Origin of the sequence: Thioflexithrix psekupsensis (genome assembly GCF_002149925.1) — a bacterium.
Taxonomy (GTDB): Bacteria; Pseudomonadota; Gammaproteobacteria; order Beggiatoales; family Beggiatoaceae; genus Thioflexithrix; species Thioflexithrix psekupsensis.
The window spans coordinates 608,779-627,809 of sequence record NZ_MSLT01000006.1 but is presented as its reverse complement, the minus strand read 5'-3'; the positions used below and the strand labels follow the sequence as shown (position 1 = coordinate 627,809).

At 39.6% G+C, this 19,031-nt stretch carries 18 protein-coding genes; 8 read left to right on the top strand and 10 right to left on the bottom strand.

What is annotated here, in order from left to right:
- Positions 1-301 precede the first annotated feature (301 nt).
- From TPSD3_RS03960 to thiS, 3 genes are all read left to right on the top strand, one after another.
- The gene (locus tag TPSD3_RS03960) at positions 302-1,648 is read left to right on the top strand and encodes a hypothetical protein (RefSeq protein WP_217884367.1); all 1,347 of its coding nucleotides are present in this window, start codon (positions 302-304) and stop codon (positions 1,646-1,648) included.
- A 372-nt stretch (positions 1,649-2,020) separates the two neighbouring features.
- Complete coding sequence (locus tag TPSD3_RS03955; protein WP_217884366.1) at positions 2,021-2,878, top strand: hypothetical protein; 858 nt, start codon at positions 2,021-2,023, stop codon at positions 2,876-2,878.
- A 113-nt stretch (positions 2,879-2,991) separates the two neighbouring features.
- Positions 2,992-3,198 carry a sulfur carrier protein ThiS gene (thiS, locus tag TPSD3_RS03950; RefSeq protein WP_086487375.1) on the top strand — a complete coding sequence of 69 codons (207 nt, stop codon included), beginning with the start codon at positions 2,992-2,994 and terminating at the stop codon, positions 3,196-3,198.
- On the opposite strand, the gene TPSD3_RS03945 is transcribed toward thiS, so the two are convergent.
- From TPSD3_RS03945 to mrcB, 10 genes are all read right to left on the bottom strand, one after another.
- Positions 3,155-4,435: an NAD(P)/FAD-dependent oxidoreductase gene (locus TPSD3_RS03945; RefSeq protein WP_217884364.1), complete on the bottom strand. Its 1,281-nt coding sequence runs from the start codon at positions 4,433-4,435 to the stop codon at positions 3,155-3,157. The genes thiS and TPSD3_RS03945 overlap by 44 nt on opposite strands.
- A gap of 71 nt (positions 4,436-4,506) precedes the next feature.
- Positions 4,507-5,328, bottom strand: a complete 822-nt coding sequence (folE2, locus tag TPSD3_RS03940; protein WP_086487277.1) for a GTP cyclohydrolase FolE2 — start codon at positions 5,326-5,328, stop codon at positions 4,507-4,509.
- A gap of 52 nt (positions 5,329-5,380) precedes the next feature.
- Positions 5,381-6,712, bottom strand: a complete 1,332-nt coding sequence (gene argA / locus TPSD3_RS03935) for an amino-acid N-acetyltransferase (protein ID WP_245391515.1) — start codon at positions 6,710-6,712, stop codon at positions 5,381-5,383.
- A 33-nt stretch (positions 6,713-6,745) separates the two neighbouring features.
- Positions 6,746-7,099 carry a DMT family protein gene (locus TPSD3_RS03930; protein WP_086487276.1) on the bottom strand — a complete coding sequence of 118 codons (354 nt, stop codon included), beginning with the start codon at positions 7,097-7,099 and terminating at the stop codon, positions 6,746-6,748.
- A 79-nt stretch (positions 7,100-7,178) separates the two neighbouring features.
- Positions 7,179-7,412: a thioredoxin family protein gene (locus TPSD3_RS03925; RefSeq protein WP_086487275.1), complete on the bottom strand. Its 234-nt coding sequence runs from the start codon at positions 7,410-7,412 to the stop codon at positions 7,179-7,181.
- The gene (locus tag TPSD3_RS03920) at positions 7,412-8,407 is read right to left on the bottom strand and encodes a permease (RefSeq protein WP_086487274.1); all 996 of its coding nucleotides are present in this window, start codon (positions 8,405-8,407) and stop codon (positions 7,412-7,414) included. The genes TPSD3_RS03925 and TPSD3_RS03920 overlap by 1 nt, the downstream gene beginning before the upstream one ends.
- 80 nt (positions 8,408-8,487) lie before the next feature.
- The gene (locus TPSD3_RS03915) at positions 8,488-9,558 is read right to left on the bottom strand and encodes an MBL fold metallo-hydrolase (RefSeq protein WP_086487273.1); all 1,071 of its coding nucleotides are present in this window, start codon (positions 9,556-9,558) and stop codon (positions 8,488-8,490) included.
- A gap of 386 nt (positions 9,559-9,944) precedes the next feature.
- Positions 9,945-10,919, bottom strand: coding sequence for a DNA-methyltransferase (locus tag TPSD3_RS03910; RefSeq protein WP_086487272.1), 975 nt, complete (start codon positions 10,917-10,919; stop codon positions 9,945-9,947).
- On the bottom strand, positions 10,913-11,887 hold the full coding sequence (locus TPSD3_RS17225) for a DpnII family type II restriction endonuclease (protein ID WP_140048472.1): 975 nt from the start codon (positions 11,885-11,887) through the stop codon (positions 10,913-10,915). The genes TPSD3_RS03910 and TPSD3_RS17225 overlap by 7 nt, the downstream gene beginning before the upstream one ends.
- Positions 11,888-12,354: 467 nt before the next feature.
- Positions 12,355-14,697 carry a penicillin-binding protein 1B gene (gene mrcB, locus TPSD3_RS03895; RefSeq protein ID WP_086487270.1) on the bottom strand — a complete coding sequence of 781 codons (2,343 nt, stop codon included), beginning with the start codon at positions 14,695-14,697 and terminating at the stop codon, positions 12,355-12,357.
- Between the two features lie 290 nt (positions 14,698-14,987).
- Here mrcB and TPSD3_RS03890 point away from each other — a divergent pair, with 290 nt between their 5' ends.
- The 5 genes from TPSD3_RS03890 to waaF all read left to right on the top strand — a co-directional run bounded on the left by TPSD3_RS03890 (position 14,988) and on the right by waaF (position 19,011).
- Positions 14,988-15,620, top strand: coding sequence for a hypothetical protein (locus TPSD3_RS03890; RefSeq protein ID WP_086487269.1), 633 nt, complete (start codon positions 14,988-14,990; stop codon positions 15,618-15,620).
- A gap of 21 nt (positions 15,621-15,641) precedes the next feature.
- On the top strand, positions 15,642-16,619 hold the full coding sequence (locus tag TPSD3_RS03885; RefSeq protein ID WP_086487268.1) for a VWA domain-containing protein: 978 nt from the start codon (positions 15,642-15,644) through the stop codon (positions 16,617-16,619).
- 225 nt (positions 16,620-16,844) lie between these two features.
- Complete coding sequence (locus TPSD3_RS03880; protein WP_086487372.1) at positions 16,845-17,765, top strand: branched-chain amino acid transaminase; 921 nt, start codon at positions 16,845-16,847, stop codon at positions 17,763-17,765.
- A 21-nt stretch (positions 17,766-17,786) separates the two neighbouring features.
- Positions 17,787-18,005, top strand: coding sequence for a zinc-finger domain-containing protein (locus TPSD3_RS03875; protein WP_086487267.1), 219 nt, complete (start codon positions 17,787-17,789; stop codon positions 18,003-18,005).
- Positions 18,006-18,015: 10 nt separating this feature from the next.
- Positions 18,016-19,011, top strand: a complete 996-nt coding sequence (gene waaF, locus TPSD3_RS03870) for a lipopolysaccharide heptosyltransferase II (protein WP_217884363.1) — start codon at positions 18,016-18,018, stop codon at positions 19,009-19,011.
- The last annotated feature ends 20 nt before the right edge of the window (positions 19,012-19,031 follow it).

Sequence of the window (19,031 nt, the reverse complement as noted above, 5' to 3'; positions counted from 1 at the left end):
AGAGACATCCCGATTTCTTATTTTGGGATGAGAAATGGTAATGGGCGCGCAACCAATTGGGGTGGAAATGAATAATGCACTGGTTTTGTAACAAACATTCAATGTTTTCAAGATTAATCCGTAATTGTCGTAGAGCTTCTGATATTTCTAAATTAAATTCGTTGGATCATAATATTCATCTAACAAAAATATATCTTTAAAATCCCACCTCCGAAACAATTTAGCAAATGCTGAAGAGGTTTTCTGCGGAATATTGCGTTATCATTAAGTTGAAATCATACCTTCTACCTAAATCACTACTATGTCAACCCTCTACGAAAAATTACAACACGCCCGCAGTGAAGAAGATGTCAAAGATATTTACATTAAAGCTCTGGGCTTAAAAAGCTATACCAAAGGTTTAATTGATATTCGCACGGATGAGATTTGGTTTGAAGCCAAAGAAGGCGGGAAAATTTCCAGTTATGCGATGTTCACGCAATTATTGCATTATGTACAAGATGCGTTAAATAAAGGGGAAATTATTCCGCCTTTTTTAGCGGTAATTGATACGGAAAAAGCGGCCTTAATGAAAACCGCTGATGTCTTGCCTTTGTTAAAAAATAAAAGCATTAAATGGGGAAAATCGGCCAGTCAATACCCTAAAGAAGCTTTAGACGAAGTATCGGCTTATATTGGGGCTTATTTTGTCTCGTTTAAAATTTCTAGTCATGAACAAGAATTTATTCAAGCCGTTAAGCAAGCGATTCAAACGGGCGAAATTATTCGCGCTCAAATTACGCCCGATAATTTAAAACAGGTTTTTGATAAATGGGTGGCAATGATTGGGCGGGAAATTATTGGGGTTAATGAAGAAGATTATGCCTTGTTATTTTTTGCCGATATTATGCACGATGGCACACTATCTACACATGAACATTTGCCCGCTGAATTATTGCATAAAAATAATGCGCCTGTGTTTTCTTTAAATGGAAAACTTTATGAATTGGCGAATAAAGAAGGTTATCGTCGATTCTGGGCGATTTATCACAAACCCCCTCACAGCGAATATCGCAATTATTTATTAGAACGCCGTGATAGTTTAATTCCTTTGGATGAACGCAGCTTTAAAGGTGCGTTTTATACGCCATTAGCAGTGGTTGATGCGGCTTATAATAAATTAACGGAAGTGTTGGGTAAAAATTGGCAAAAGAATTATATTGTCTGGGATATGTGTTGTGGCGTGGGAAATTTGGAAGTGAAACATTCTAATCCGCGTAATTTATACATGAGTACTTTAGATCAAGCGGATATAGATGTGATGCGCGCCACAAAAACCTGTGCGGCGGCTTATCGTTTTCAATATGATTATTTGAATGATGACATTACTGATGACGGTAAAATTGATTATTCTCTGACCAATAAAATCCCCGAAAGTTTGCGCCAAGCGATTCGAGAAGGGAAAAAGATTTTAGTGTTAATGAATCCGCCTTATGCAGAAGTTGGTACGGGATCAGACAGCGGCAATAAAGCAGGCGTTACAAAAAATAAATTTTCGACAACTGCAATGGATAGTTATGGTAAAGCTAGTAGTGAATTATTTATGCAATTCATAGTGCGTATTGCTCAGGAAATGCCCACAGCAACAATTGCTATACCAAAAAGATAGGGTTCGTAGAATCCTTATTTTGTCAGAATCAGAATTTACAGACACAAGAATTTTCAAAATTGACTCTTGCAAGTCGTTTATTTTCAATAGATTTTTTATTCTTTAATTCTGAAAATCCTAAAATTCTGTAAATTCTGATTCTGACAGAAAAATTTTATGAATGACTTAATTTTGGTATATATTTAGCAAGTTAAAATATATTAATGCGCCAAATTTTGAGAAATTTAGACAAATCTGGAATGCAGAATATTTAGGTGGCTTTATTGTTCATAGTAAAGTTTTTGATGGTTTAAAAGGAGATTTTCCCATTGGGTTTTTAGTTTGGAAAACTAATCAAAATGCCAAGAAAAAACACCCATCACAGAAATTACAGTGGAGATTTTTGATAAAAAAACGCAGCCAATTGGTGAGAAAAAATTTTATAATTTACCCAATGAAAGCTATTTAAATGTTTGGTTAAAGCGTCCAAAAAGAAATAATCAATCTGTTTTACCATTAAAAAATGCTATCACACCCGCAACCTCTGCACCGCGTGTAGATTCATGGTCTGATAATGCTATTGCCTACATGTACTGCGGCAAAAATGATTTGCAACACGCTAATCAACAAACAGTTTTGTTTTCATCTCCCTATGGTCAAGGTGATGGTTTTTACATCACTCCCGAAAACCTTTGGCAAGCCGCGATCATTTTCTCCGTGCGTCGTTTAATTAAACCCACTTGGATAAATGACCGCGATCAATTCTTACAACCCACTGGCGAATTAACCGACGAATTTAAGCATGATTGTTTAATTTGGATGCTATTTAATGGCAGCAATTTAACCGCCAGTGCCAATGATTTAGAATGGAACGGGAAAAAATGGAGTATTGTTAATCATTTTATTCCTTATTCTGAAGAAGAAATCGGCGCGCCAGATCGTTTTGAATCTGATTTTATGGTGCAGTATCTCAAGAAAAAGAAACTGTCTAAAGAAGCCAAAGCCGTTTTAAATGCAGGTCGATTATTATGGCAGGCTTATTTTTCTGCTAGAGACAATTATCGCGTGCGCGAAGAATTAAAATTAAATCGCCCTGATGTCGGCTGGTATCAAATTCGTAACGCCTTAAAAAAACGCAATGAAAGCGGTGATTATTTCCCTATTGATTTCAGCGAATTTGAACGGGTTTATAAAGAATTAACGCTGAAATTGCAACCCTTGGTTTTTGAATTGGGTTTTTTGCGGGAATAGGGGAAATAAAAGACTGTTTTTACGATTAAAACTTGCTAGTCCTAGCCAAGTAGTGATATGAATAAAATTATCCCAAATCTAACGATTCGTTTGCTAATGAAAAACACAAATAAATCCCAAGCTCTTGTACGCTATCCTTACTTTTACAACAACTTTCGCTGCAAAATAAGCGACTTGCCGTAGAAATCAACCTCAACATCGTCCCCCGCAGCGAATACGAATTACGAGAATTACACGCGGGGGATCGGGTGGAAATTGTCCACGCGATTGGTGGGGTTAAAAGTAATCGCGTAAACGGTAAAACAAATTGCCCAACATAATCGCAGGTAAACGTAAACGTCTCCCGCCGGGAAACGGTTGATGTGGCACCTGCGAAAACAAATCAAATCGCCCCAGCGTCCCCGAAATCGCCTCAGCCATCACTTGCCCTGTTAATCCCGTCAAGGCCACGCCATGCCCCGAAAAACCTTGCGCAAAATAAATATTGTCGTCAATTCGTCCTACGTGCGGCATACGGTTTAAGGTCACGGCGACATTGCCGCCCCAACAATGCGTAATATCATTGAGTGACAAATTGTGTAAACTGGGAAAAACCGCTTTCATTTGTTTCAATAATACAGTAGCCACATTAGACGGCGGCGCAGTCGAATAACTCGCCAATCCACCGAATAATAAACGATGATCTGGCGTTAAACGAAAATAATCTAACACAAAATTCATATCCGCAATGGCCATATTATTGCGAATTAATGCAGTGGCATTCGGTAAGGGTTTAGTGGCAATAATATAAGTTCCAACAGGCATTATTTTCGCATTTATTTCAGGCATTAATACCTGCGATAAATAAGCATTTCCCGCTAAAACCAATTGGCGACAATGCACTTGTGCGCCGTTGGCTAATTGTAAGGTTATTAACTGCCCGCGTTTAATATTTGCGACGGGAGAATGCTCAAAAATTAACACGCCTTTTTGCTCTGCGGCGCGAGCTAAACCCAAAGTATATTTTAATGGATGCAAATGCCCACTATTCGCGTCGTATAAAGCACTTAAATAACGCGTGCTGGCTAATAAATCGCGCAAGTTAGATTGATCCAACCATTGCATACTGGAATAAGCATAATTTTTAACAAACAAATCATGCCATTTTTTCAACGTTAATTCATGTCTAGGTTTAATGGCGACATGTGCCATGCCATTCGTCAAATCGCAATCAATGTGATGCTGGGTAATTAAATTGCGGGTTAATTGCACCGCGGCCAACGATAAATCCCACAATTGCCGTGTCATTTCCGCGCCCATTAATTCCATTAAATGAAATGGATCGCAGGCATAACCAAAAATAAATTGTCCGCCATTACGTCCCGACGCGCCCCAGCCTATTTTCTCCGCTTCTAACAAGGCGATTGAATGCCCTGCTTGTGCCAAATGATACGCGGCACTACAGCCCGTCATTCCCCCGCCAATCACCGCCACATCGACCGTCATTGATTCGGTACATTTTGCCCGTTCAGGTAATTCTCCTACACTGTCTGCATACCAAGATTTTATATATGCCAAATCCGTTTTATTAGACTGCACCATAACAAAATTTTACACGCCTCATTAATAAAATAATGTAACAATAATTACTAGCTACTTATCACAGAACCACATGGAGATAATTTATCTTTTTCAATAATCGCATAAGCCGAATGATTATGAATCGATTCAAAATTTTCAGCTTCCACACAATAAGCGGCAATATGAGGATGATGATTTAATTGTGCGGCGACATCTCTCACCATATCTTCAACAAATTTAGGATTTTCATAAGCCCGTTCTGTGACCAGTTTCTCATCCGACCGCTTTAACAAACCAAATAATTCACTAGAAGCCTGTTGTTCCACCAATTCAATTAAATCCTCAATCCAAATCGGGCCAGATGGCCGCACCGATACGGTGACATGTGAACGCTGATTATGCGCGCCATAAGCCGAAATTTTCTTAGAACAAGGACACAAACTGGTCACAGGAATAACCGTTTTTAAAACCACCGCAGGAATGCCTTCATTAATCTCGCCCAATAAAGTAATTTCATAATCCAAATAACTCGCCACACCCGAAACAGGAGCTTGTTTGCGAATAAAATAAGGAAAAGTAAATTCAATATAACCGCGTTGGGCTTCTAAACGCTGCACCATTGCGCTTAATAACTGTTTAAAAGCCTCCATGCTCAACATTTGCTCATCGGCATTAAGCAACTCAATAAAGCGCGACATGTGCGTGCCTTTTTGATGATGCGCCAATTCCACCGACATATTGCAAATAGCCACCGTGGATTGTGCTTTTCCTTCTCGATTTAATACTTGAAGGGGATGTTTAAGGGCTTTAATTCCCACTTTATTAATCGTCAAACGACGAGTATCAATACTACTTTGTACATCGGGAATTAAACTCAGTGGCTTATTCATTACAATCACATCCTATTTAGACCAATAAATATTTTTTTAATCACTTTATTTGCTACAGTGATTTAATAAAAACCTTAGAATTTCTCTTATAATTATATAAGGCGCGACGTTGCATCGGTAAAACGTCTAAATTAGCGGGTTGAAAGCCGCGTTCTCGAAACCAATCTGCCGTATAAGTGGTTAAAACAAAAACGCGCCCAATTTGCAAACGGCGGGCTTCTCGTTCAATATAATTTAGCATAATATCACCGCGATTATTGCCGCGATATTCCTCATGTACGGCCAAACAAGCTAATTCTGCCATATCCTCATTGACAAAAGGATATAATGCGGCACATGCCACAATCATTCCATCCCGTTCTTGCACCAGAAATTGATCAATTTCCATTTCTAATTTTTCTCGTGAACGGCGCACCAAAATCCCTGATTCTTCTAAGGGTTCTAACAAGGCCAATAAACCGCCAATATCTTCAATTTTAGCCCGTCGAATATGTTCAAATGGGTCTGTACTAATTAACGTTCCAATACCATCTCGACTAAATAATTCTAATAAAAGTGAGCCTTCCACTTGACGCGGAATTAAATGCACTCGCTGCACGCCTCTTTGACAAGCCCGAATGGCATTTGTTAATTGCTGCCTTAAAGAAACATCAGCTTCCCGATTCATGACTTGTTGCGCTTCTAATAAGGTCAATTGTTGAATAAAACGATTTTGCTGATCATATAATCCTTTTGTCTCGCTAACACACACCCATTTATGCGCTTTTAAAGCAATCGCCACTTCGGCGGCCACATCTTCGGCTAATAAATTAAAAACCTCTCCTGTCGGCGAATAACCCACAGGCGCAATTAACACAATACATCCCTCATCTAATCGCTTCGTCATTGCCGCGACATTAACCCGTCTCACTTCGCCACTATAACAATAATCAATTCCATCTCTAATTCCCATCGGCCGCGCCACAATAAAATTGCCTGTTGCGGTATTAATAAACATCTCAATGGTGGGTGAATTTGTTAATCCCATTGACAATAAACTTTCTACCGTAGAAATCACCTCACCACAGGCCGCTTTAACACAACTTAATGCGGTTTCATCAGTGATGCGAATACCATCGACATAACGCGATTCAATTCCACGCCGTTCTAATTCATGTTCAATTTGCACTCGAATGCCACAAATCAAGACCACCCGAATGCCTAAACTGCTTAATAAGGCAATATCATGAATTAAATAAGGAAATTGCGGCGTTTCTAAGGCTTCTCCCGCAATAGAAATCACAAATGTGCGGCCACGATGCGCGTGAATATACGGCGAAGCCTCCCGAAACCAAGCCACAAATTGCTGTGTTTTTTCCAAATCATTTAAATAGCTCATGACCATTCTAAAAAGCAATCCATTATTGTAAAATTAAAACTAACTAAATTTGCTACGAAAAACAAAAAATACCGCTCCCACTAAACAAAATGCAGCCCATAAATAATCTAATTTTAACGGCTCTTTTAAATACCATAATGAAAAAGGTACAAATACGGTTAAGGTGATTATTTCTTGCAAAATTTTAAGCTGCCCTACATTTAACACCGTGTAACCAATTCGATTGGCAGGCACTTGCAATAAATACTCAAATAACGCAATTCCCCAACTCACCAATGCGGCAATAATCCACGGTTTATGATTTAATTCTTTTAAATGCGCATACCATGCAAATGTCATAAACACATTGCTACATATTAATAAAAAAACAGAAATCACAATAGGATTGGACATAAAACAGTTTCTCAAAAAATAATAAAAAAATGCCATTGCAATAATAAACGTCGCAATGGCATCTGAGTTTATCTAAAAATTAAGACAACCAATTTTCCACTGTCGCTTGATTGGGAATAGAGCCTGAATGCACCACTTGCTCATTAATCACCACCGCAGGAGTCACCATCACGCCATAGCCCATAATCGCTTCGGGATTGGTTTCTTTAATCACTTCAATTGCCACGCCTTTATCAGCGGCCACTTTGGCGATAAATTCAGCCGTTTTAGTGCATTTGGTGCAACCACTGCCTAAGACTTTAATCGTTTTCATTATGATCGAACTCCTAATGGAATAAAATGAAGAAAATTAAACAACCAACCAATGAGCGTAAAAGCAACCAATAATATGATAAATAAAGTCAATAATAATCGCCATTGCATCACTTGTTTTAACATAATAAATTCAGGAAAACTAGCTGCGACAGTACTCATGCAAAAAGCCAACGTTGTGCCTACGGGTAATCCTTTGGTAATTAAACCTTCCATAATCGGAATAATTCCCGTTGCATTGGCATATAATGGAATGCCTAATAAAACCGCTAATGGCACAGACCACCATTGTTCCTCACCTAAATGCTGTTCTAACCAATTCTCTGGGACAAAACCATGCAATGCCGCCCCTAATCCCACACCAATAATCACCCATTTCCAAACCCGTGAGAAAATATCAATTAATTCCGTTTTAGCAAAGTCATGGCGTTGGGCAAAAGATAAATGAGGCGCGGTATAATTAGCGGTGAATTGGGCATTGTCGTAGGCTTTGCGCACAAAAGGCTGCAACCACCGTTCAGCATGAATAAATTCAAGCAGTAAGCCCCCTAAAATCCCCACCAACATGCCCACAATCACATAAGTCAGTGTGAATTGCCAGCCTAATAAACTCAGTAATAATAACACAGCCACTTCGTTAATTAGCGGCGAAGTCAAAAGAAAAGACATCGTTACGCCAACAGGAATTCCCGCTGAAGTAAAACCTAAAAAAACAGGAATGCTAGAGCATGAACAAAAAGGCGTAATAGCACCAAATATTGAACCTAAAATAGTGCCTAAAATTTTCGATTTCCCCGCCAAATAATAACGCACCCTTGTGACATCTAATGAAGCGCGTATTAAAGCGATAATGTAAATCATCACCACCAATAACACTAAAATTTTAGTGGTATCTTCAATAAAAAAATGAATCGCTTTACTTAAATTCGTTTCAGCAGATAATCCTAACACGCGATAAGTCAGCCAATCTGCCAATATCGTAAACCATGAAAACATATTTTTTATCAATCCAATAAAAATAAACCTGACAGCACATCTGACAGGTTTGATTTCACAACAATAACCGAATGTAAAGCCTATTCTTTATTACCGACGGGCGGCTCCCAATCGAGCGGCGGATAAACATGATGATCGGCTGAACGTAAAATGCCAAAAAATTGAGAATTCTCAGGCAAATTCGGCACACCATCATAATGATAAAGCAAACATTTCTTTTGAATTTCTGGATCGAGATTATTAATTAAATCGGAAATGTGGGGATGAACGCCAGAGGGAAAAGGTGAGGTTTCACAATCCATATAAATGCGATCCGCTTTGCGATAGTGCATTTCTAATTGTGGCGGAATCATAAATTGAATATCCGTCGGCATTAACACATTATAGCCGCGAGAATATTGCAAACTAATGCCATAACTCGGCATTTCTTCGGAGCTAGAAAACACGTGCATCGCAAACACGGGTTTCATTGTCCAACTTTCTTCGCCATCTTGGAAAATATGCGTAATGGTTGTGCCATCTTCTTGTTTTCCCACTAAATGAATGTCGAAATAAGTTTCTAAACGCACATCAGGCACACCTTGCACCGTGTCTAAACCTGGACCCACCGCTCGGCGTAATGGCTCTAATACTTTCTTATGAATAAACAAATCAGGTTTAGTATTAGAAGGCGGGTCTGGCCATAATGATTGCTCTAAAAATAACTTATCTGCAATGAATTGATCGCCTAACCATAACTTCTTTTCAGTGGTATAATAAGGATTAAATAAAGTCGTTAATCCCATATATTCCATTCCACCAATATGATCATTATGCGGATGCGAAATATAAATACCATCAATATCGCTAGAAGATAAACCCAAGGCCTTTAAGGCATGACGCGCATCGCCACCAATATCCACCAATAAACGATAAGGACCGCGACCTCGTTTACTGGGCATATCAAATTCAATTAAAAAATTAGACTGCCAACGGGGGGCATAAAGTCGGCGTTTATGCTGTGCTAAAAGCCGCTCTAACTGCTCCTCATTCAATTCTGTTCCCGCAGCCAATAATTCACGAATCATTGAACGTGCATCATCGACTGTGATGGCATCTTCATAAGTTCCTGTTGAAAAAGCGGCATTTACGCCTATTGCTGTTATTTTCATAAGAAAAACCGTGGTTCTATTGTTTCAATAATCGTCAATGATAAGCCTGCTAAAATAATCATTAACGGTATTTTTAAGGACAGATTTATTGTTTTTATTTATCGTTAAAAAACTGTCTCTTTTGGCAATCTGCAATTGTATTGTGCCTTAATCAAGTCCATTTTTCCCATCTCATCAGGGACTAAAGCGACTATTTTATAATTTTTAGCACAAAGCGTGTTATTTTTTTGATCTGACGACTGAAATTTTTGAAAAATACCGACTCGTCGGTGAAATGGTAACACATTTATCCTTTTTGAGGAGATGTGGGCTAGGATGTTTTTTAAAGACAAGTGTACGACTAATGAAAAAACCAAGTGGTTATTATCAATAAATTAATTTGTTTGTCAGCTCTGAACATCGAATAACTGGAGCGATTGATTTTCTTTTTGAATTTTTGGAGGAGAAATGATATTGGTTTCTGTTTTTAAGACAATCGGGGTATAATCTATCTCTTCAGGATGGCTTGGAATAATAAAATATTCTTTCAATTCATCCCAATCACAATCCCGCAAAGTAATCACTTTACCTAAATAGAAACTAACCCAACAATTTCCTAATTTTGAATTAGCCTGTTCTTGTGTTAATTTATTCTTAGTTATTTCTACATATTCCTGATCTAATTCAAAACCAATAAATTGTCTGCCTAAACGTTTTGCGGCCAATGCGGTGGTTCCTGTGCCATTAAAAGGGTCAAGAACAATATCATTGGCATCTGTACTCATTAAAATAAGACGTTCTAATAAATGAACAGGTAATTGACAAGGATGTTCATCCCGATATTTATTGTGTTTTATGCGGTGAATATCCGTCCACACATCAGAAAGCAGAGAACCAAAAGGATGCAATCCTGCTTTTTTTCCACCATAATCTTTAGACAAATAACTTGTTTTTCTATCTCTTTTGTGGGGATAACGAACTTCATAAAACTTTAATGTTTTCGCATTTTTAGCATAAAACAAAATTCCGTAATGATTAGGCTGTAACGTTTTGCCCATTGGCATTGTGGGCGCATCCCAAGAAATCCAATGTTTAAAATCAGCAATTTCATTTAAAAAACCTGCATAATAAGTCAACCATTTAGGAATATTATGCAAATAAATTGAGCCGGTGGGTTTGGTGACGCGCACCATTTCTAAAATCCAACGTTCACACCAATCTAAATATTTTTTTAAATCCAAACTGTCTTTATAAGATTTATAACCTTTTTTAAGATTAAAAGGCGGATCAGCAAAGGTCATATCCACTGAATTATCAGGAAGTTGTTTAAATAAATCTAAACAATCTCCTTGATGTATTTTATTTATAAATGATTCTACCATATTAGATTGCGCTTTAAAAATTCTTTGAATCGGTTTAATTCATCCTTATGAAAAGTAAAAACCTCATCAAAAGACGAAACCATGCGTTTTAAATCTTCTTGTCTAACATACCAGCCAATACCGTCAACAAATCCTATAAATTTTGCTTTTGGGTAGTATTTTTTGATCAATGTACTGATTTGTTGTTCGGTTTTAGATTTATCACCTTGTCCTGATGAAGTCGTTACTAGAAAGGAGCTTTCTATGATAATTTGTGGATTTTTTCTATTCGGTAAAACAAAATCCATCTCACGCTTTTTATTAGATTCTTTGTCAGAAAATTTCTCTAAATCCCCTTTTTCAAAGGGTATTTTTAAATCTTGTAAAATAGCTTTTATTAGAAATTCTGGATTATTTGCAGGTTGTGCTGAATAACTGCCTTTTTCTTTATAGCGTATCAACGTATCAATCATAGCTGAAGCTTCAAATTTAAGTTTAGAAATAGACAATTTTTTTAGCTCAAACAAGGGTAAGGTTTGCGCTAAATACGGAACTGTAGAGCCTTCAAAAAAAAGATTAATTAAGCCTTTTCTAAAAAATTCATTGTCTTTTATCATTTTTTCTATTAATGCGTCAGTCCATTCTTTTATATCTTCTGAATTTTCATTTTTACCCCATTTAGCTGTAAATAATAATCTGGCTAATTCTTGATTTTGAGACACCCTAACAACTGTAATAAGTCTTTTCAAACTTTCATTAGAAAAACCCGTTAAAGCCAGTAAAACTTTCAAACCATTTTCTTTTTCAATCAATAAATCTTCAAAAAATTCTCTTTTTAATCCATACGTTTCAATCTTATTTTTTAAAACCAACAAAGTTTCATTTAAAGCGTTGATATAGCTTTCATATTTTTCTTCAAAAATTGGATCATGAAAATAGAAGGTATTTTTATCTAAAACAATTTGATATTTTTCTTCGACACTCATCATTAAAAAAAATTTCCTTATCCCAGAAAAAATAATAAAAAAAACAATAACTTCCCACAAACATCAGAATTGAAGAATAAAAAATCTATTTAAAATAAACGACTGGCAAGAATAAATTTTGAAAATTCTTGTGTCTGTAAATTCTGATTCTGACAAAATAAGGATTCTACGAACCCTATCTTTTTGGTATATTCAAAAATTGGATCATGAAAATAGAAAGTATTTTTATCTAAAACAGAAAGAATGCCGCATGAACCCCATTTGTCAAGTTGCTTTGAAAAAGCAGAGCGGGTATGAGTGAGGGCATTGTCGAGAAACACCACACAAGACTTCCATTCCACCCCTGTCGCCTACTATATCAAAATCAAGCCATTCATAAAAATTTTTTGCCAACCTTCAGAATCGTCAGAATTTCTAAAATTCTGACGATTCTGATTGAGGCAAAATTTAGTCTATGGAAAAGACGTGATTTATTCCATAAAAGCGGATTGCGCTGAGTTTTGCATGAGATTATCTGCGCCTGCAAGGCGATCCGTGATAAACGGCAGTTTTACTGCGCCCCGCGCTCCTCGCGTACTCCAACGACCTGTTTTATAATCGACCCAACGCCATTGCAAAGGACTTGGTTCTACGGGGGGATAAGGACGTGGAGCCAAGTTATCGATAAACTCACGCCAAACGCGCATCGCACCACTAGAACCACTGAGTCCTGTAGGTTTGTTGTCGTCACGCCCAATCCATGTCACGGCCAACATTTGGCTGTCAAATCCCGCAAACCAACTGTCACGCAGACTGTTACTAGTCCCTGTTTTACCTGACACCACCATATCTTCTGGTAAGTTTCTTGCGACTTGACGGCCTGTCCCTTCGCGCACGGCCAATTGTAAAGCATGATTTAACAAGAAAACTACTGTAGAATCAAACCGTTGTTCCACCGATAACGCATAACGTTGTAATGGTTTACCATCGTGAGTCAACACATTACGAATCGCCCGCAATGGCACGCGAAAGCCACCACTGGCCAAAGTTTGGTACATTTGGGTCACTTCCAACGGAGATAATTCCAAACTTCCTAACAACGTTGAAGGATACATTTGAAAGTCTCGTTCTACACCCATGCGTTGCAGCGTTTTCTTAATACTGTCCAAACCCAATTCCATGCCTAAATGCACAGTCGCTAAGTTGAAAGAATTGGCTAAAGCGTAATGCAAAGGCACTCGGCCGTGTTCGCGGTTATCGTAGTTTTTGGGTCGCCAGACTTCACGACTGTTTTTATTGTGCCATTCATAAGCCATATCTTTGAGGGTTGAAACCAAAGAATAGGTGCGAAAATCTTCCAATGCCGCCAAGTAAACAGCCACTTTGATGAGAGAACCAATTTGTCGTTGGGCTTCCATAGGTCGGTTAAAACCAGCAAACTGCGAATCTTTGCCATTGACCATGGCCAAAATTTCTCCACTTTCGCTTCCTGTGACCAGCATTGCCCCTTGTAGATTGCGCGAGCCACGATTTTCCCGCTCCAAACGGGCAATTCCTTGCGACATGGCTTTTTCCGCCATCCCTTGTACAACAGGGTCTAAGGTGGTGAAAATTTGTAAACCTTCAGAACGCAAATCTTCGTCTCGATAATCTTGTTGTACTTGTTGTCTGACCAATTGCAGAAAAGCAGGATAAGGGGATTGATTGCGATCAATGGGTTTTTCTATTACGCCCAACGGTTCTGCTTTGGCCAGCTCTGCGTCGGGTGAACCGATCATGTTGAGTTGTGCCATTAAATCTAAAATAAGATTACGACGTTGAATAGCGCGGTCGGGGTTACGACGCGGATTGTATTGAGAAGCTCCGCGAATTAAACTGGTGATTAAAGCCACTTCATGCAGTTTTAATTGGCCGACGGGTTTATTAAAATAAAACCATGAAGCCAAACCAACGCCATGAATGGCACGGCTGCCGTCTTGGCCTAAGAACACTTCATTTAAATAGGCTTCTAAAATTTGTTCTTTAGAATAATGCCATTCTAATAATAATGACATCATGGCTTCATTCATTTTTCGATTCAAGGTTCTTTCGGGAGAAAGATAAAAGTTTTTTACCAACTGCTGAGTAATGGTACTGCCGCCTTGCACGACAGCACCTTGTTTAATATTTTGCAAAAAGGCACGCGCAATGCCACGCATACTAATGCCGTTATGTTCAAAAAATTGTCGGTCTTCACTGGCAATTAAAGATTGGATTAATAAAGGTGGCACTTCGTCCAATTTTACCAATACGCGATCTTCATTATGAGTAGGATAAATTTTACCGATTAATTTAGGTTCAATTCTGGCTAAAGACAGCCGTCGTTTTTCTCGCAAATTCACCAATTCGCTGACCGTATCGTCATTAAAACAAATTTGTAATTCTGTTGACTGCTCCACGCCATCCCAAAATTGAAATTCGCGGGTGCGAACCACCAATGTATTTCCTTTTCGTATATAATGGCCGGGTTCGGAGAGGGCTTGATTTTTTTTATAGCCGATGGCTTCTAATTCTTCGGCCAACAAGGCGGGAGGTAACTTCATGCCCGCGTATATCTCTAAGGGGCGTGCGTAGACTCGTGCGGGTAAAGCCCAGCGTTTGCCTTCAAAAACTTCGCGCACTTCGGCATCTAATACGCTAACATAGCTGAACACAGGCACCATCAGCAATACCAAAATCACCCAACGTAAGCGGAAAATAAACCACCGTGAAGGCGATGGACGGGTGCGCCCCGTACCACGCAATGGGCGACGTGAAGAATAAACAGGTTTTCTACTGCGGCTGCGATTGGTCATATTTATATTCATCCAGCTCTTAAAATATGTTATTTTACAATAAATTACGCTTAAAACTTGTGTTAATGCTTAAATAAAGCTATCTTGCGTGTTGATAATATTGGCTTAATTTGTTGAAAAAATAAAGCCCTTTATCTGATGAAAACGCATGACCTTTGCATTAACAAGGATAAAAAATTAGGAATAACAAAGAGTTCTGTGATATTTATTGTTGAACATTGCGCCAAAATTTTTGTCAGATGAGTGGGCGATCAGAAGGGTTTTAACTTTATTCAAGACGAGGTAATGGAATGCGTCCTTTGCACTATGTTATTTTTTCTTTGACCACAATTTACACGGTCACTTTAATGGTGATTGAATGGAAGACTTCGCAGGATTTTGTGCGGAATTTTTTGGGAGATATTCAACAAGGACAAGTTTTATTTTTTGGAATTAACACGGTATTTACTACTTTTTTATTATGGGCTTCGGCGTTATTATTTGCGATTTCTTTATTGTGTATTGATCAACAGCGAGAGCGACGAGAATATTGGTTTTTTTGGTCACAAATTGTAATGTTTTTTAGCTTAGGTTTTGACGAGCGATTTATGGTACATGAACGGGTAGGGCGTTGGCTCAATATGGAAGATGCTTATTTATTATTAGCGGTGGGTTTGGTGGAATTATTGTTGTTGTTTCGTTTAGGGGCGTTAAAGCAGCGCACGCCTTCGGCATTGACTTTTTTATTTTTGGGCGCATTGATGTTTGGCGTGATGATTATTGTTGATGGTTTTTTTCCTGCGCAAATGCTGTTGCGTTTATCAATGGAAGATTTGGCGAAATTTTGGGGGTGTTTATTTTTATGCTTGTTTGCGTGGGAAATCTTGCGACAACATGTGGAACGCTTAAAAGCGAATCGTTTAAAATCTGCGGCTATGTATTAAAAAATAATATTGGATTTGCTTATGTTTAGTTTTCAATGGCCTTGGTTAATTATTTTATTGCCTTTACCGTGGTTAATTTACCGATTTTGGCCGATGTCTTTACATCATAGACAAGTGATTCCTGAAATTCGTTTGCCTTATATTCAGGCGATTGCTTTGGCGTTTCAACACACCAAGCCTGTTGAGAAAAAAACAGGAATAAAGCGATCTTTTTGGTTATTGGCTTTTGCGTGGTTGGGTTTAACTTTGGCCTTAATGTATCCGCAATGGTTGGATAAAACGGTGGAAGTGAAAAAAGACGGTTATGATTTAATGTTGGCTTTAGATTTATCGGGGTCTATGCGTTATCGTGATTTTGTTGCGCCTGATGGCACGCAATTAGACCGTTTGCAAGCGGCTAAAATCGTGCTGGATCGTTTTATTCAATATCGCCAAGGGGATCGGGTGGGATTGGTTTTATTTGCGGATCACGCGCATTTGCAAGCTCCTTTAACGTTAGATATTCAAGCCATTCGCACGTTATTAAGCCGAGCCACTTTAGGAATGGTTGGGCGAGAAACAGCGATTGGTGATGCGATTGGTTTAGCGGTGAAAAAATTGCGCGAGCGGCCAAGTGAATCACGGGCTTTAATTCTCTTGACGGATGGGGATAATAATGCAGGGCGTTTGCATCCGCGTAAAGCCGCAGAATTAGCCAAACAATATGAGATTCGCATTTATGCGATTGGCGTGGGCAGTGTGGATTTATTAGCGCAAGGATTAAATGAAAATGCGTTGCGAGAAATCGCCGAATTAACTGGCGGACAATATTTTCCCGCCACCGATTTACAAGCATTAGCCGGCGTTTATCAACATATTAGCGATAATTTGTTAAAAACAGAGGCCGATAGCCGAATTTATCTTCAACAAACGCCGCTTTATGCGATTCCGCTTGGTTTTGCCCTATTGATGCTATTGATGTGGGCTTGGATGCGGGTGAATTTGCAGGAGGATTTTTAGCAGTCGCCTAAACTCCTTTTGGCTATGAAATCGGGGTGTGCGCTTGAACTACGAAATAGCCCGTATAGTGGCTGTGTGTCGGTGAGTACTTTTTCTTTTCACTGACATCGTTGCTTTAAAGAGAAACAAGGGATAACATCACGTGATTAAAAACAGGGGGGTTATCTCTGTTATTATTGCGTAAGTTAGGAATTTAGTTTTGATGAAAGGAGAGTCACAATGGCCATGACAATGGCAGATCGAGACGGGGTCATCTGGTTGGATGGGGAAATGGTGCCGTGGCGCGAGGCAAAAGTCCATGTTTTAACCCATACATTGCATTACGGTATGGGCGTTTTTGAAGGCGTGCGCGCTTACCAAACGCCCCGCGGTACGGCGATTTTTCGCCTGCCCGAACACACGCGCCGTTTATTCGATTCGGCACATATTTTAAATATGCCTATGCCTTGCGATAAAGACACGTTAAATCAAGCCATTGTGCAAGTGGTACGGGAAAATGGTTTAGACACCGCTTATATCCGTCCCATGTGTTTTTACGGATCAGAAGGCATGGGATTACGTGCCGATAATTTAAAAGTACACGTCATGGTGGCCGCGTGGACATGGGGAACGTATTTAGGCAATCAGGCTTTAGAACAAGGTATTCGTGTGCGCACGTCTTCTTACACGCGCCATCATGTCAATATTACCATGTGCAAAGCCAAAGCCAACGGCAATTACATGAATTCTATGTTAGCCTTACAAGAAGCCTTAGCCTGTGGTTACGACGAAGCCTTATTGTTAGATGCGGAAGGCTACGTGGCAGAGGGCAGCGGAGAAAATATTTTTATTATTCGAGATGGCGTGCTTTATACGCCCGATTTAACCTCAGCATTAAATGGCATTACCCGTGCGACTATTTTAACGTTGGCAAAATCTTTAGATTTAACGGTGATTGAAAAACGCATCACACGCGATGAAGTGTATATCGCTGACGAAGCCTTTTTTACTGGAACAGCGGCTGAAGTGACTCCGATTCGAGAATTAGATCGCCGTGCCATTGGTTCAGGTACGCGGGGGCCGATCACGGAACAATTGCAAACCCTTTATTTTGATGCTGTTCAAGGCCGCCATCCTGATCATGCGGATTGGTTGACCGTTGTTTAATTTGTCTAAAAGGAACATAAAATGAGCCATCCCAAAACTAATCTCACGCCCAATGATAAAAAACTGTGTGAAGTCAAACAAGCCGATTTACCCTTGCATTGTCCGCTGCCCGGAACCAGTTTGTGGAATTCGCACCCGCGGGTTTTTTTACCCATCAATGAAACTAAAAACGGACGAATTCGCTGCCCTTATTGTGGTACGGAATATGTTTTAACCGATCACGCTTCCCAAGCCGCGTAAATATTCTCACGTGAGACAAATCTTACTGGTTGGCCCCTCATGGGTAGGCGATATGGTGATGGCGCAAAGCCTGTTGATGGTCTTGCGCCAACAACAGCCGATGTGCCAGATTGACGTATTGGCTCCGCAGTGGAGCGAAGGCTTGTTGCAACGAATGCCAGAAGTACGCCAAACGTGGACACATGATCTGGCACACGGTCGTTTCGGCTGGTCGGAGCGGCGAATGTGGGGAAAAAAATTACAATCAGTCGTTTATCAACAGGCGATTGTTTTACCGAATTCGTGGAAATCGGCCTTAATTCCCTTTTGGGCGAAAATTCCACAGCGCACAGGTTACTTAGGGGAATGGCGTTATGGGCTGCTCAATGACGTTTACCATTTAGACAAAACCCGCACTCCGCGTACCGTTGAGCAGTTTGTTGCTTTGGCGGGAGTGGAAACGGCCACTTTACCGTATCCTCGCTTACACCCTCACGCGGCGGATGCGGCTTTGTCGCGCTTACAATTAGCGTATGATCCCACGCGTCCCTTATTGGCGTTGGCAGCGGGAGCGGAGTACGGAGAAGCAAAACGCTGGCCTGCTGAGTATTTCGCCATTGTGGCTAAAACCTACGCACAACAAAAAAATGGGCAAGTGTGGTTATTCGGTTCACAAAAAGATGCGGCCAGCGCGCAAATAATTGTAAAACAAGCTAACCATCCCCACGTGATTAATTTATGCGGTCGCACCCATTTAACCGAGGCTGTGGATTTATTAGCCTTAGCACAGGTGGTGATCAGTAATGATTCGGGGTTAATGCACCTCGCAGCCGCATTGGATCGGCGATTAATTGCCTTATTTGGTTCTTCTGATCCAAAAATGACTCCCCCTTTGCATCCGCAGGCGACGGTGATCAGTTTATCCTTGCCGTGTAGTCCTTGTTTTAAAAGACAATGTCCGTTGCAACATTTGCGTTGTTTGCGGGATTTATCGCCGGAGCGGGTGTTAGCGGAATTGTTTGTTTAATCAACGTGTTATTCTCTCGT